Below are 14628 nucleotides of genomic sequence, written 5' to 3'. Positions count from 1 at the left end.
TCAATGCAGCTGCTCGATCACCACCGGGCCGTTGCGGCCGGGCTCGCCGACGATGCGCACTGCGCGCCGCAGACGTTCCATCGCCGCCTCGGCAGCCGCGGCATCGGCGGCATGAACCAGGGCGATGGGGCGCTGCGGACCGATCTCCTCGCCGAGGCCGGCGATCTCGCTCAGGCCGACGCGATGGTCGATCGCATCCTCGGGCCGCACGCGACCGCCGCCCAGCGCGACCACGGCCATGCCGATGGCTCGGACATCCATGCTGAGCAGTCGACCCGCCGCTTCCGGATAGCAGGGCAGCACAATGGGCGCAGGAGCGAGATGATGCGCCGGCCGCTCGAGGATATCGGCCGGGCCGCCCAGCCCTTCGACCATGCGGCGGAAACGCTCGGCGGCGCGGCCATCGGCCAGGGCGCGCTCGGCCATGTGCCGCCCCTCGCGCGCATCAGCCGCCTTGCCGCCGATGACCAGCAGTTCCGCCGCAAGCGCCAGCGTGCAGTCAAGCAGGCGCGGATCGGTCGCCTCGCCCTTCAGGCAGTCGATCGCCTCCATCATCTCGAGGGCATTGCCGGCCGTCCGGCCCAGCACCTGGTTCATGTCGGTGATGAGCGCGCTGGTACGCACCCCCGCCCCATTGGCGACACGGACAATGGAATCGGCCAGTTCCCGCGCCATCTCGAGTTCGGCAGCAAAGGCACCGCTGCCGGTCTTGACGTCCATCACCAGCCCCTCGAGGCCGGCGGCCAGCTTCTTCGACAGGATCGAAGCGGTGATGAGGGCGATGGATTCCACCGTCGCCGTGACGTCGCGGATGGCATAGAAGCGCCGGTCGGCCGGCGCCAGGTCGGCAGTCTGGCCGATGATCGCACAGCCAGCCTGCTTCACGACGTCCCGGAAGGTGCCAAGATCGGGCGCGGTGCGATAGCCGGGAATGGCATCGAACTTGTCGAGCGTACCGCCGGTATGGCCGAGACCGCGGCCCGAGATCATCGGCACATAGGTGCCGCAAGCCGCCATGATCGGCCCCAGGATCAGCGAGGTCTTGTCGCCGACGCCGCCGGTCGAATGCTTGTCGAGGACCGGGCCGCCGAGGCCCAGCGACGACCAGTCGAGCACGCTGCCCGATCGCATCATGGCGCGCGTCAGGGCGACCCGCTCGGTCATGTCCATACCGTTGAAGAAGACCGCCATGGCGAAGGCCGCGATCTGCCCCTCGCTGACCCCACCCGAGGTTATGCCGGCAACGAAGAACGCGATTTCCGCCTCGGTCAGGCGCTGGCGGTCGCGCTTCTTGCGGATGATCTCCTGCGGCAGCATCAGGCAAGCCCCTCGATCCAGGCGCGCAGCAGGCGCGACAACCGACCGGAAGCGGCCGCCATTTCCGCCATCGTGTGCTGGTGGCTGAGCGGCGCCGCACCCAGCCCGGCAGCCAGATTGGTGATGGCGCTGACCCCCAGCACGCGCAACCCGTGATGACGGGCCAGGATCACATCCGGCACGGTCGACATGCCGACTGCATCCGCACCCATCGCGCGCAGCATGCGGATTTCGGCCGGCGTCTCGAATTGCGGCCCCGACACCCAGGCATAGACACCGTCATGGAGGACGAGGTCGAGCGCCTTCGCCTGTTCGCGCAAGGTAACGCGGAGCTCCGGGTCATAGGCGTTCACCATGTCGACGAAACGGCCGTCCCCCTCGATTCCGAAGAGCGGCGAGGCCTGGACCAGGTTGAGATGGTCGGCGATCAGCATCAGGCTGCCCGGCCCCATATCCGGTTTCAGCGAACCGGCGGCATTGGTGGCGACCAGGATATCGCAGCCAAGCGCCTTCAGGCACGCGATCGGAACCTGCATCGCCGTCGCATCGCCGCGTTCGTAGAAATGCACGCGGCCCTGCAGGGCGGCAACCGGCACCTGGCCGATCCGCCCCAGCACCAGGTGGCCGGCATGGCCGGTGACACCGGACCGGCCGAAGCCAGGCAGATCGCCATAGGGTATGGCAACCGCCTCCGATATCGTATCGGCAAAGCCGCCCATGCCGGAGCCGAGGACGAGGCCGATCCGCGCGCGGAAACCGGGGGCGCGGGTGGCAATGATCTCGGCCGCACTCACGGCAGGTGTTCCTTGTCGAAGGCCGCCGGCAGCAGCTCGTCCAGGCGGAAGGTCTGCCGTACCCCTTCCGGCCCGCAGATATGGACCGGCGTGTCGGCGGCGGCGAACTCGGCCAAGCGCTGGCGGCAGCCGCCGCAGGGTGTCGTCAGTGCCGCAGTGCCAATCACCGCGACCGCGCGGATGCGCCTGGCGCCGGCCGTCACCATGGCGCCGAGCGCCGAGGTCTCGGCACACCAGCCTTCCGGGAAGGATGCGTTCTCGACATTGCAGCCGGCATAGACCCGGCCGTCCTCGGCCAGGATCGCGGCCCCCACCGGGAAGTGCGAATAGGGCGCATAGGCGCGGTCCATCGCTGCCTTGGCTGCCGCGAAAAGCTCGGATTTCATGGAATCAACGCTCCTTGACATAGGGTCGCCCCAGCGCTTTCGGCGCCAGGGCCTTGCCGATGAAACCGGCCAGCAGAATGACGGTGAGGATATACGGCAGGGCCTGGATCAGGGGAACCGGCACGGGACCGATGCCGGGAATGACCGCGCCCTGCAGGCGGATGGCAACCGCATCCAGGAAACCGAACAGCAGGCAGGCGAAGAAGGCCGGCCATGGCCGCCACTTGCCGAAGATCATGGCGGCCAGCGCGATAAAGCCCCGTCCGGCGGTCATCTCGCGCTGAAAGGCGGCATTCTGCGCGATGGCAAGGAAAGTGCCGGCAAGGCCGCAGAGCAGCCCGGCCAGGATCACCGCGGAATAGCGCAGGCGCAGCACCGAAATGCCCGCTGTGTCGACCACGGCCGGCGCCTCGCCGACCGCCCGCAGCCGCAGACCGAAGCGGGTGCGATAGAGCAGGAACCAGATCAGCGGCACCAGCAGCAATGCAAGATAGGTCAGCAGCGAATGGCCGCTCACAACATCGGCATAGAACGGCCCGATGAGCGGCACCTCGCGCAGGTCGGCGGCACCCGGCAGTTGCAGCGGCATGAAGCGCTGTTCCGGGTTGAGGTCCGGTGTGTTGCCGCCGCGGCCGAACCAGGCATTGCCAAGCACCACCGTCAGCCCCATCGCGATGATGTTGATGGCGACCCCCGAGACCACCTGGTCGCCGCGATAGGTGATGCTGGCCAGGCCGTGCAGCAGCGAGAGGGCGGCAGCGATGGTGAGGCCGGCGAGCAGCGCCAGATAGGGCGAGCCGGTCAGCGCCGCCGTCACCGCCGCGGCAAAGGCGCCGGCCAGCATCTTGCCCTCGAGGCCGATATCGATCACTCCGGCGCGTTCCGACAGCAGGCCCGCCATGGCGCAGAGGATGAGCGGTGTCGCCAGGCGAAGCGTCGCAGCCAGGGTCGAGATGCCAAGGTAGAACAGGTCATCCATGGGCCGGCACTCCGGCGCCCGACCGGCGGGTCGCGATATACTGATAGAGGCGCGCGACCCAGGGCCGGTTCATATAGGCAAGGGCGCCCGAGAACAGGATGATGAGGCCCTGAATGGTGACGATCATGTCGCGCGTGATGGTCGGAATCTCGAAAGCCAGTTCGGCGCCACCCTGGTAGAGCGCACCGAACAGCAGGCTGGCCAGCACGATGCCGAAGGGATGGTTGCGCCCCATGAGCGCCACAGCGATGCCGGTGAAGCCGGCCCCGGCGACGAAATCCAGCAGCAGCCGGTGCTGCAGCCCAAGGATCTCGTTGACGCCGACAGAGCCGGCGAGTGCGCCTGACAGCGCCATGGCGATCAACGTCACCCGTGCCGGGCGGATACCGGCATAGAGCGCGGCGCTGGGCGAGAGGCCGGTCGCCCGGATCTCGTAGCCGAGACGCGCGCGCCAGATGAACACCCAGACCAGGCCGCAGCAGATTAGCGCCCAGAGAAGCGAGAGGTTGAGCGGCGAGTCCGCCATGTCGATGCCGACCAGGCCCAGCATCTCGCGCATGGTGGGCAGCCAGGCCGTCTCGGCGAATTCGCGGCTGTGGGCCGACATCTGCCCGGGCTCGATCAGCACGTCCACCATCAGATAGACCATCAGCGCCGAAGCGAGGAAGTTGAACATGATGGTGGTGATGACAATGTGGCTGCCGCGATAGGCCTGCAGGCAGGCGGGAATGAAGGCCCAGCTCGCACCGAACAGCGCAGCGCCCAGAACGGCGAGCGGCAGCAGGACCGGCGCCGGCAGGAATGAATCACCAGCCAGCGCCACCAGCCCGGCACCGAGCCCACCGATATAGGCCTGCCCCTCGCCGCCGATGTTGAAGAGGCCGGCATGGAAGGCAACGGCGACAGCAAGGCCGGTAAAGATGAAGCTGGTGGCATAATAGAGCGTATAGCCCCAGGCATAGCCGCTGCCGAAGGCACCCTGGACCAGCCAGTAGATCGCCTCCCAGGGATCGGCGCCGATCAATGCCACGATGATGCCGGCGACAATCAGCGCCATCGCGACATTGAGGACCGGCAGGACGCCGATATCGATCCAGGCCGGCAACTGGCCCGGCGACAGATTGCCGGCATGCGCACTCACAGCGGCGCCCCCGTTGCCGGATCACAGCCGGCCATCAGGATGCCGATCTTGCGCTCGTCCGCTTCCGCCGCCGCGACCTCGCCTACGATGCGGCCCTGGTTCATCACCAGGATGCGGTCGGCCAGTGCCAGGATCTCGTCGAGTTCGACCGACACCAACAATACGGCACAGCCCTGGTCGCGCATGGCCAGGATCTCGCGGTGGATGAATTCGATGGCGCCGATATCGACGCCGCGTGTCGGCTGGCCGACCAGCAGCACGCGGGGCGTCCGCGCCATCTCGCGCGCAAGGATCAGCTTCTGCTGGTTCCCGCCGCTGAATTTGGTGGATCCCAGCAGCGGATCCGGCGGACGCACGTCGAATCCCTGCATCAGCTTGGCGCAGCGCGCGCGCATCGCCGCGGGCGCCAGCAACAGGCGGCTGCCAATATCGTCATCCGCCTGATAACCAAGAACGGCCGATTCATAGGCGGCAAATCCCGGCACCAGACCCAGGCGATGGCGATCCTCCGGCACATGGGCAACGCCGAGGCGTCGAAGTGCGGCCGGATCGGTGGGCTGCGTGGAGGTAACCTCCGCATCGCCCAGCCGGATCCGTCCGCTACCGGGCGGCCGCATGCCGGCAAGTACTTCGAGCAATTCGCTTTGGCCGTTTCCGGAAACGCCGGCGATGCCGACGATCTCGCCGCCATGCAGGGAAAAGCTGATGTCGCTGAGCCGGGTGATACCACGCGCATCGGTGAGTGCCAGGTTTTCCACCACCATTTCCGCTTTACCGGGGCGGGCCGGCGTCTTGTCGATATCAAGCCTGACCTTGCGGCCCACCATCAGTTCGGCGAGTTCGGCCGCGTCGGTTTCGGCGGTGCGACGGTCGGCCACCACTTCGCCCCGCCGCATGACGGTGACGTGGTCGGTGATCGCCAGCACTTCCTTCAGCTTGTGCGTGATGAGGAGAACCGTCACACCGCGTGACTTCAGCGAGCGCAGGATGCGGAATAGCTGGTCGGTCTCCTGCGGCGTCAGCACGCCCGTCGGCTCGTCCAGGATCAGCACCTCGCAATGGCGATAGAGCGCCTTCAATATCTCGACGCGTTGCTGGTCGCCGACCGGCAATTCACCGACCGTGGCATCGAGATCGAGGTCGAGGCCGAATTCCCCGGCGAGGCGCCGCAACTCGGCGCGCGCCGCTGATTCGTGTTTCTTCAGCAGGGCGCCGCCCTCGGCGCCCAGCATGACGTTCTCCAGCACCGTGAAGCCGTCGACCAGCATGAAATGCTGGTGCACCATGCCGATCCCGGCGGCGATGGCATCGGCCGACGAGCGGATCGAACAGGACCGGCCGGCGACGCGGACCTCGCCGCGATCCGCCTCGTAGAAGCCGTAGAGGATCGACATCAAGGTCGACTTGCCGGCCCCGTTCTCGCCGATGATGCCGTGAATTTCGCCGCGCGCGATGGCGATCGAGACGTCGCGGTTGGCGTGGACGGGGCCGAACCTCTTGTCGATGCCGACCAGTTCAACGGCGAACGGCGGCGCCCCTGCGGTCGCCGCCGTTGCATGCGCTGTCTCTGCCGCCGGCATTCTACGGTCGATCGCCAGCGATCAGAGCGGGCAGGTGTTGTCCGCCATGTAGTCATGCACCTGGATCTTGCCGGCGATGATATCCGCCTTCGCCGCCTCGACCTTCGCCTTCATCTCTTCGCTGATGAGCGCGGCATTGTGCTCGTCCAGCGCCCAGCCGACGCCGTCTTGCGCCAGGCCCAGTTCGGTGACACCGGCCTGCCAGTTGCCGTTCTTCACCGCCATGGCTGAATCATAGACCGCGACATCGACGCGCTTCAGCATCGAGGTCAGCATGGTACCGGGGTGCAGGTGGTTCTGGTTGCTGTCGACGCCGATGGCCAGCTTGCCGGCATCCTTGGCCGCCTGGTAGACACCGGTACCGGTGCCGCCCGCCGCCGCGAAGATCACGTCGACGCCGGCATCGAACTGGCCCTTCGCCAGTTCCGCACCCTTGGTCGGATCGTTCCAGGCGGCCGGCGTGGTCCCGGTCATGTTCTCGGTCACGGCGACGGCCGGATTGGCATATTTGGCGCCCTGCGCGTAGCCGCAGGCGAAACGACGGATGAGCGGGATGTCCATGCCGCCGACGAAGCCGACCTTGGCCGACTTGCTGGCCATCGCCGCCAGCATGCCGACCAGGAACGAACCCTCATGCTCCTTGAACACGATCGACTGCACATTGGGCAGATTGACCACCATGTCGATGATGGCGAAATGCCGGTCGGGGAATTCCTTTGCCACCTTCTCGAGCGCCGGCGCCTGGCTGAAGCCGATGCCGATGACCGGGTCTGCGCCGCGCTGCGCCATGCGGCGAAATGCCTGTTCGCGCTGCGCATCGGTCTGCACCTCGAACTCGGCATAGGAATCGCCGGTGTCCGACTTGTACTTCTCGATGCCGTTATAGGCCGCTTCGTTGAACGACTTGTCGAACTTGCCGCCGGCATCATAGACGACGGCAGGTTCCGCCAGCGCATGGCCGATGCCGAGCAACAGCCCCACCGCCGTGGCGGCGGCCAACATCTTCGCAGTCATATTTCGTCTCCCGCGTCCTGGCCGCGATGGCCGGTTGCATTCCCTGGACTAAAGCCCGCGCCGTTCGCCCATGCAATGCCGGCGTGGTTGCGGGAATAATGCTGACCCTTCGGACAGGAATCAATGGTTATGAATCGGTTAGCCGCAGCGTTGGCCTGGGCGACCCCTCGGCTAGGCGCCTGCCGGCAGGCTGATGGTGACCTCGAAACCGCCCCCGGGACGATTCTTGGCCGCGACCTTGCCGCCCATAAGTTCGATGTTCCGCCGTACGATGGCGAGACCGAGGCCGAAATGCGGCCCGCCGGCCGAGCCGCTGCCATTGCCGGCCGGGCGGTGCGAAACGTGCCGCTCGAAGATCGCGGGGAGCAGTTCGACCGGAACACCCGGCCCCTGATCGGTCACCGAAAAACGGACCCGGCCGCCGCCCTGCTTCAGTTCCAGCCGAACGGTAGAGCCCTGCGGCGCAAAGCTCACCGCATTGTCGACCAGATTTTCGATGGCTGTCTCCAGCGCCTCTTCGCTCGCCGCCACCTTGATGCCGGGCTCGACGTCGGTGACGATCTTCACATTGTTGCCATGCGCCTCGGCAAAGGCGCGGCCGGTATTGATCACCATGTCGGAGAGCTTGATGGGTGCCGCCGGCGCATCGATCATCTCGGCGATGGCCTCGTCGATCCGCCGCGCCGACGCCACCAGGTCCTCGAGCCGCTCGAGTGCGCGCTCGATTGTGTCGACGGCGCGCTTGCCCTGCGGATCGCCGGTCTGGGCCGCCATGCGGCGCACGGGCTCGACCGCCTGCGCCATGGCAGCGATGGGCGCCTTCAGGGCATGCGCGTTCTCCTCCGCCGCCTCGCGGATCGAGCGGGCCGATGTCTCCAGCGTGGTGACGAGGCTGTCGAACTCGACCGCGACGGGTTTCAGTTCCGGCACCGGCGTCGCCTGGGCAAAGCTGATCTGCCGCCGACCGGGCAGGCGGCGGATGAGCCGCGCCAGTCGCGCGAAGCGGCGCAGACCAAGTGTCACCGATACCGCGACCGCCAGAATCAGCAGTGCCATGACACCGTAGAACAGGGCCGCCCAACGAACCTCAGGGGCCGCGGCGAAGGGACGCGACAGCGTGGCGCCGGCCGGGTCGCTCTCGGCATAGGCGGTGATCACCGCCCAGCACCCGACCTCGGTATGGAAGGGCGAGATGGAGGTCAGGATCTCGATCGTGCCGGTGGGCCCGGTGAAGGTCTGGCTCAATGAGCGGTTGCCGGCACAGCTTTCCTCGACCTTGCTGAGGAGGCCCGCATTGACCAGCGCCTGCCTCTCGGCGTCGAGATAGGCGGCATCGATGGCGGGATAGGCGGCGACATAATAGAAGCTCTGCTGCTCGCCCACCGGCCGCAGCAGCAGCTTGATGCGCAGCGACGAGGTGCCGAAGCGCGCAACCCATGACGACGCGGCGACCGGCGCCTTCGCCCCCTCGGCGCGCAGCGACAGTTCCAGCCCCTGTGCCAGCAGGTAACCCTGGTTCTGCAGGTTAGCGAGCAGCAATTGCTGCCGCTCCTCGTCGACGGCGGCAAAGCGGGCATAGAGGATCATCGGCACGGTCAGGAAGACGAGGCCGATCAGAACCAGCTTGACGAGAACCGATCCAAGCAGTGTCTTCAGCATCCCCCTACCCCCAGCCGCCCCTCAGCCGGCGTCATCTGTCTGGCGTGACGGCATCAGGCATCCTTGTCGGCGGTGCGCCAGCGATAGCCGAAGCCGGGGAAATTCTCGATCGCGTCGAAGCCCGGATCGACGGCAAGGAATTTCTGGCGCACCCGCTTGATCAGCGCCCGCACATTGGCGCGGTAGCCGTCGGGTCCCTGCCCGGCCGCGAAATTCTCGCCGCGCAAGGCGTCGTAGATCTCGCGATAGCTGACGTCGCGCCCGGCACGCACCATCAGCGCCACCGATTTGAACTCGCCCAGCGTCAGGCTGACCGGCTGGTTCTGCCAGGTGATCGCATGCGAACCGGCGTCGAGGGTCAGCGGCCCGATTTCGACCACCGCATCGCCGCCATCCCTGGGGCTTTCGCTCGTTTCGCCGGTTTCGCTGCGGCTCAGCGCAAGTTCGATGCGCCGCTGAAGGATGGCAAAGCTGCGCGTCTTGCCGACGAAATCGATGGCCCCCGCCTTGAGCGCCGCCTCCTCGTAGATCACATCGTCGAGCGAGGTAAGGAAGATGGCCGGGGTCATGACGCCGATCTGACGCAGGCGCTGCAGCAGTTCGAGCCCGGTCAGGCCCGGCATCTTCCAGTCGAGGATCAAGAGGTCAAGCGCAGTATCGGCGGCGACACTGTCGGCGCTGAGAGCATCCAGCGCCTGGTCCGGCGCCGGGAACTCGCGCACGACAAAGCCTGCCTCGGTCAGGTTGCCGACCAGCATCGGACGAAACAGATCGTCGTCGTCAACCACGACGATACGGGTGCCTTCCGCCATAGAATTCCTTTCGTCCTAGCGCGAAGCCGCAGCTGCCTTCAGCGCCTGGTAACAGCGCTCCGCCGCCGGCGTCCCTGGTTGCGGTGCGGCCAGTTCATAGCTCAGCGCCCGGCGCTGATTGTCGGCCACGTCGAGAAAGAAATAGATATCCAGTGTGCAGTCGCCGGCTTGATAGCTCCAGATGGTGCTGGCCCCGTCGGCGCGCGTGCTGGCCGGCGAGCCCAGCGCAGCCATCACCTGGATTTCGGTCTGGCCGCGCAGGTCGTCCGGCGATCCGGTCTCGACCGGTTCCGGCTCGGCCGGCTGATAGACGGGTTCGGTGAGACTGCCGGACAGCGGCGCGCCGCCTTCGGGCACGGCCGGCATTTCCGGCACATTGGTGCCTGCATTGCCCGGCGACGTATTGCCGGGCGATTCCGTGCCGGACGCCTCGGAACCCGATCCACCCGCCGCTTCCGCCCCGGTACCGGCCGCGCCGCTGTCGGGGGCGTCGGCGTCGAGCTTCGGCTTGGCTGGCGCGCGCACCTTGGTACCCGGTTTCAGGACCGGAAGCAGCGGTTCGGGCGATGGGGCGACGACAGCCGTGGTGGCCGACTGCGCCGGCGCAGCCGGCTGCGGTTCCATGCCGGTCTGAGCGCAGGCAGACAGGAGCAAGGCAGCTACCGTTCCTTTGAACAACTGAGAAAAAACGTGAACTTTCATACCGTTGCCCTAGGCAGCGCCTGCTGGTCCCCCGGATTGGAGCGTCGGTGCTGATATCCGACCTGCCCGTCGGGGGCAAGATCAAGATAGTGACCACGCGGACACGCCTGGAGCAACTGCTGAATGCGCTGGCAGACAATGGGTTCCATCGTGGCGAAAATATTTTTTCGGCGATCGCACATCGGCCGAAATCGGGCCGGAATCAGGCGGCGAACGCCGAAGACAAACGCCGGGGAGCTAGCGTACGGGCGCCACCCAGTTGGTGAGGTGGATGTCCGGCGTGATGTCCGAATAGTCCTCGATCGAGAGCGCCTGGGTAACCCTGCCGCCAACCAGCAGGGGAAAAAGGCCAAAACCGATCTGGCGCGGGTAACCGTGCACGGTCGGCCATTCATAGACGCCGTGGTATGGCCGGCCCGTTTCGGCACAAAGCCGGTAGCCGTCGATCAGTTGCTGCACGCTGTCGCGCCCGTCGCCATGGCAGAACTCGTCGAGATAGCGCCCCGTGAGGTTGAGGCCGGTCTGCTGGTCCACAAAAGTACCCGTCAGGCGATAGCGCACGCGGAACGGTGCCGGCGTGAATTCGACCAGCATCAGGTTCGGCAGAATGTCCTTGAGGTCGACAGGATCGACCGCGGCCCGCTCCGGCGTCGTGCCGCCACCGATGCGCAGCCAGAAATCGAAGAGCCGCGCGACGTTCGGGCGCATGCCGCCCTCTCCCGCCTCGATCCTTTCCGTCCTGACCCTCTCACTCCCGCTTCGATCCATCACCGCAACTCGCCCTGGAGAGGTTTTGCACCCGGCCAGAGCAACATGAGCTCGGCGCCGACGCAAGATCGGATCCGGACCGATTGCCAGGCGCAAAGGAGAGCCGATGTCGGTCGGGAAGCTTCCCGCCGGATCTCACAAACCCCAGCATTTTCATCGGAGAAAATGGTGGGCGCACAAGGACTCGAACCTTGGACCCGCTGATTAAGAGTCAGCTGCTCTACCAACTGAGCTATGCGCCCGCCAGATCGCGCGGAAGACCGGGTTGTCGGCCGGCCGGCGCGCGGTATAGCAAACGCACCATGCCCTGTCGACAACAAAATAATACCTTGATCCGGCAACGAAAATCGCCGTTCCGCCAGCCTGGCGTCAGTCCTCTTCCCGGCCGCTGCGGGTCAGTTTGGTGTCCCGGTGCAGATAGACCGACATCATCAGGCCGAATCCGGCCATAACGGTCAGCATTGCCGTGCCGCCATAGGAAATCAGCGGCAACGGCACGCCGACCACCGGAATGAGCCCCATGACCATGGCTGTATTGATGAAGAAATAGGTGAACAGGTTGAAGCTGAGCCCATAGGCCAGGAACTTGCCGAATTCCGAGCGGCAGCGGAGCGCAATCGCAATGCCATAGCAGACCAGCAGGGAATAGAGCGCCAGCAGGACCAGCCCGCCCACGAGGCCCCATTCCTCGGCGAACATGGTGAAGATGAAATCGGTCTGCCGTTCCGGCAGGAAGTCGAGATGGCTCTGGGTGCCCTGCAGGAATCCCTTGCCCCAGACACCGCCCGATCCCAGTGCGATCTTCGACTGGATCGTGTGATAGCCGGCACCGCGCGGATCGGCTTCCGGGTTGAGGAAGGTCAGGACGCGGGCCTTCTGGTAGTCGTGCATCAGGTCGGAATGCCAGGCGAAATAGGCCGCACCGATGCCGAGCGCCAGCACGATGACGAACTTCCACCAGCGCACGCCGGCGGCAAAGAACATGGCGCCGCCGCAGATGATGAGCGTACCGGCGGTGCCGAGATCCGGCTGCTTCATGACCAGACCGGCCGGCATCAGCACGAGGCCGAGCGGCGGGATGAGTACCCAGGGCTTGCCGACCGCATCCCAGCCGAGGCCGTGGAAATAGCGGGCGAGGCTCAGCACCAGCGCGATCTTCATCATTTCCGACGGCTGCAGTTGCATGAAGCCCAGGTTGATCCAGCGCTGGGCGCCCATGCCGATCTCGCCAAAAAACTCGACATAGACGAGGAGCACGAGCGCAAAAGCGTAGAAGGCGTAGGCAAAGCGCATGTAGAGCCTGAGATCGATCATCGCCAGGATGATCATGCCGACGACCGCCAGCCCGTACCGCTTCATATGCGCGACCATCCACGGTTCGGCATTGCCGTAAGCGGCGGAATAGAGCGTCGCGAAGCCGACCGAGGCGACGATCGTGATCAGCACGATCAGGCTCCAGTTGAGGCCCAGCAGCTTCTCCTTAAGGGTCAGCTTCTTCTGCTGGTTGCGCCCCATCGGCGTCATGACGAACATCAGGAAGTCTCCCTCGTCATGGCATTTCCCGGCGGCCGCCTTCGGCATTTGGATTGCGGCGCGACGGATCGCGGCGCTGGCACTCGATCAGGATGTCGCGCGCGATCGGCGCGGCATAGGTCGAGCCGCCGCCGCCATGCTCGACCACGACCGAGATGGCATAGCGCGGCTGGTGCACCGGCGCATAGGCGACGAACAGCGCGTGGTCGCGGAACTGCCAGGGCAGGTCCTCATTCTTGCGTACGCCGGTCGATCGTTCCGCCATGGTGATGCGCCGTACCTGACTGGTGCCGGTCTTGCCGGCCATTTCCATGCCGGGAATCTCGATGCGGCGGCGATAGGCGGTACCGCGCGCCTCGTTGGTGACTAGATCCATCCCGCGCCGCAGGATGGCGAGATGTTCCTGGTTGACCGCCATGGCGGGAAAGCCCAGCGCGTCGGCGCGGCCGGATTGCGCGGCGGCGACCAGCGGATCGGAACTGGGCGGCGCCGAGGCACCGAAACGCTTGAAGATATGCGGCGTTACCGCATAGCCGCCATTGGCGATGCGCGCCGTCATGACGCAAAGCTGCAACGGCGTCGTCAGGATGAAGCCCTGGCCGATGCCGGCGACCAGTGTCTCGCCGGGATACCATTTCTCGCCCAGCGTACCCAGCTTCCAGGCCTGGTCCGGAATAACGCCCGGCTTCTCGCCGGGAAGATCGATCCCGGTCGGCTGGCCGAGGCCGAACCGCCGCGACACCTCCGCGATGGCATCGACGCCGACCCGGCGCGAGATGTCGTAATAATAGACGTCGCAGGAATGCTGGAGCGCGTCCAGCATGTCGACATGGCCGTGCCCCTCCTTCTTCCAGCAATGCAGCCGCATCGGGCCGAAGATGTAGTGGCCCGGGCAGAAAACACTGAAATTCGGGCTGATGCCGGCCTCCAACGCAGCCAGGGTCGTCATCATCTTGAACGTCGAGCCTGGCGCATAGCCGTCGGAAATGGTCTTGTTGGTGAGCGGTCGGTACATGTCGGCATTGAGGCTCTGCCATTCCTCGGGCGTGATGCCGTTGTAGAACGACGCCGGGTCGAAGGTCGGCGTCGAGGCCATGGTCAATACCTCGCCGGTAAAGATGTCCATGACGACGCAGGAACATGATTGTTCGGCCGAAATACGCTGCTGGGCGAATTCCTGCAGGCCGATATCGATGGTGGTGACGAGGTCGTTGCCCGGCTGGCCCTCGTCGCGCGACAACTCCCGGATGACGCGGCCGACGGAATTGACTTCCTGCGCCGAGCGGCCGGCACTGCCGCGCAGCGCCCGGTCGTAGAATTTCTCGAGACCGTTCCGGCCGATGCGGAAGCCGGGCAGTGTCAGCAGCGGATCCGGATCCGCCGCCACTTCCTTCTCGTTCGGTATCTGCACATAGCCGAGGATATGGGCGGTCAGGCCGGCATAGGGATAATAGCGCTTCTGGTCGGCTTCGATCGAAACGCCCGGCAGTTCCGGCAGGTTCAGTTCGACCTGGCTCATCTGTTCCCAGGTCAGGTCCTCCTTGATCGGGATCGGCGTGAAGGCCCGGTTTCGTTTCAGCTCGCGCATGACCTTGGCACGCTCGCGCTCGGAGAGCGGAATAAGGCGGGCGAAATCGCCCAGCGTCCGATCGAGATCCTTGGTCCGCTCGGCCACAAGGATGGCCCGGTAGTTGGGGAAATTGGCGGCCAGCGGCACACCGAACCGGTCCAGGATGAGGCCGCGCGGCGGCGGCAGCAACCGGACGCTGATGCGGTTCTCCTCCGCCAGCAGCGCGTATTTGTCCGCCTCGACCACCTGCAGGTAGTAGAGGCGCGAGGCCAGCGCACCTACCAGCACGGTTTGCAGGCCGCCCAGGATGGCGACGCGGCGCGAAAACACTTTCGCCTGATTCTGGGATTGCTGCTTGGTGCCGGCCACGTCC

General features: G+C 65.9%; 13 protein-coding genes and 1 tRNA gene. All 14 read right to left on the bottom strand.

Annotated features, from left to right (window positions below; all coding sequences use genetic code 11):
• Positions 1 to 1317 carry a thymidine phosphorylase gene (deoA, locus tag A8950_RS04200; RefSeq protein WP_133612338.1) on the bottom strand — a complete coding sequence of 439 codons (1317 nt, stop codon included), beginning with the start codon at positions 1315 to 1317 and terminating at the stop codon, positions 1 to 3.
• Positions 1317 to 2111 (bottom strand): purine-nucleoside phosphorylase, encoded by a 795-nt coding sequence (locus A8950_RS04195; RefSeq protein WP_133612337.1) that lies wholly within the window; start codon positions 2109 to 2111, stop codon positions 1317 to 1319. Before A8950_RS04195 ends, deoA begins: the two co-directional genes overlap by 1 nt.
• Positions 2108 to 2497, bottom strand: a complete 390-nt coding sequence (locus A8950_RS04190; RefSeq protein ID WP_243735524.1) for a cytidine deaminase — start codon at positions 2495 to 2497, stop codon at positions 2108 to 2110. Before A8950_RS04190 ends, A8950_RS04195 begins: the two co-directional genes overlap by 4 nt.
• 4 nt (positions 2498 to 2501) lie before the next feature.
• Positions 2502 to 3476 carry an ABC transporter permease gene (locus A8950_RS04185; RefSeq protein ID WP_133612335.1) on the bottom strand — a complete coding sequence of 325 codons (975 nt, stop codon included), beginning with the start codon at positions 3474 to 3476 and terminating at the stop codon, positions 2502 to 2504.
• Positions 3469 to 4617, bottom strand: a complete 1149-nt coding sequence (locus tag A8950_RS04180; RefSeq protein WP_243735523.1) for an ABC transporter permease — start codon at positions 4615 to 4617, stop codon at positions 3469 to 3471. The genes A8950_RS04185 and A8950_RS04180 overlap by 8 nt, the downstream gene beginning before the upstream one ends.
• A complete protein-coding gene (locus tag A8950_RS04175; RefSeq protein WP_133612334.1) occupies positions 4614 to 6197 on the bottom strand; it encodes an ABC transporter ATP-binding protein in 1584 nt (527 codons plus the stop codon). Before A8950_RS04175 ends, A8950_RS04180 begins: the two co-directional genes overlap by 4 nt.
• Before the next feature lie 21 nt (positions 6198 to 6218).
• Positions 6219 to 7211 carry a BMP family lipoprotein gene (locus tag A8950_RS04170; protein WP_208109729.1) on the bottom strand — a complete coding sequence of 331 codons (993 nt, stop codon included), beginning with the start codon at positions 7209 to 7211 and terminating at the stop codon, positions 6219 to 6221.
• Between the two features lie 171 nt (positions 7212 to 7382).
• Positions 7383 to 8870, bottom strand: a complete 1488-nt coding sequence (locus tag A8950_RS04165; protein WP_133612333.1) for a sensor histidine kinase — start codon at positions 8868 to 8870, stop codon at positions 7383 to 7385.
• Between the two features lie 53 nt (positions 8871 to 8923).
• Entirely contained in the window at positions 8924 to 9682 is a 759-nt protein-coding gene (locus A8950_RS04160; protein ID WP_133612332.1) for a response regulator transcription factor, read from the bottom strand.
• Between the two features lie 15 nt (positions 9683 to 9697).
• Positions 9698 to 10306 carry a hypothetical protein gene (locus A8950_RS04155; RefSeq protein ID WP_133612331.1) on the bottom strand — a complete coding sequence of 203 codons (609 nt, stop codon included), beginning with the start codon at positions 10304 to 10306 and terminating at the stop codon, positions 9698 to 9700.
• A 315-nt stretch (positions 10307 to 10621) separates the two neighbouring features.
• Positions 10622 to 11092, bottom strand: a complete 471-nt coding sequence (locus tag A8950_RS04150) for a PAS domain-containing protein (protein ID WP_166644989.1) — start codon at positions 11090 to 11092, stop codon at positions 10622 to 10624.
• 226 nt (positions 11093 to 11318) lie between these two features.
• Positions 11319 to 11394: transfer RNA gene (locus A8950_RS04145), tRNA-Lys, on the bottom strand.
• A gap of 127 nt (positions 11395 to 11521) precedes the next feature.
• Positions 11522 to 12676 carry a rod shape-determining protein RodA gene (gene rodA, locus A8950_RS04140; protein ID WP_407644225.1) on the bottom strand — a complete coding sequence of 385 codons (1155 nt, stop codon included), beginning with the start codon at positions 12674 to 12676 and terminating at the stop codon, positions 11522 to 11524.
• A gap of 25 nt (positions 12677 to 12701) precedes the next feature.
• Positions 12702 to 14624, bottom strand: a complete 1923-nt coding sequence (gene mrdA, locus A8950_RS04135; protein WP_133612329.1) for a penicillin-binding protein 2 — start codon at positions 14622 to 14624, stop codon at positions 12702 to 12704.
• Positions 14625 to 14628: the final 4 nt, after the last annotated feature.

Origin of the sequence: Dongia mobilis (assembly GCF_004363235.1) — a bacterium.
GTDB classification, from domain to species: domain Bacteria; phylum Pseudomonadota; class Alphaproteobacteria; order Dongiales; family Dongiaceae; genus Dongia; species Dongia mobilis.
This window is presented reverse-complemented; position numbering and strand designations above follow the sequence as displayed.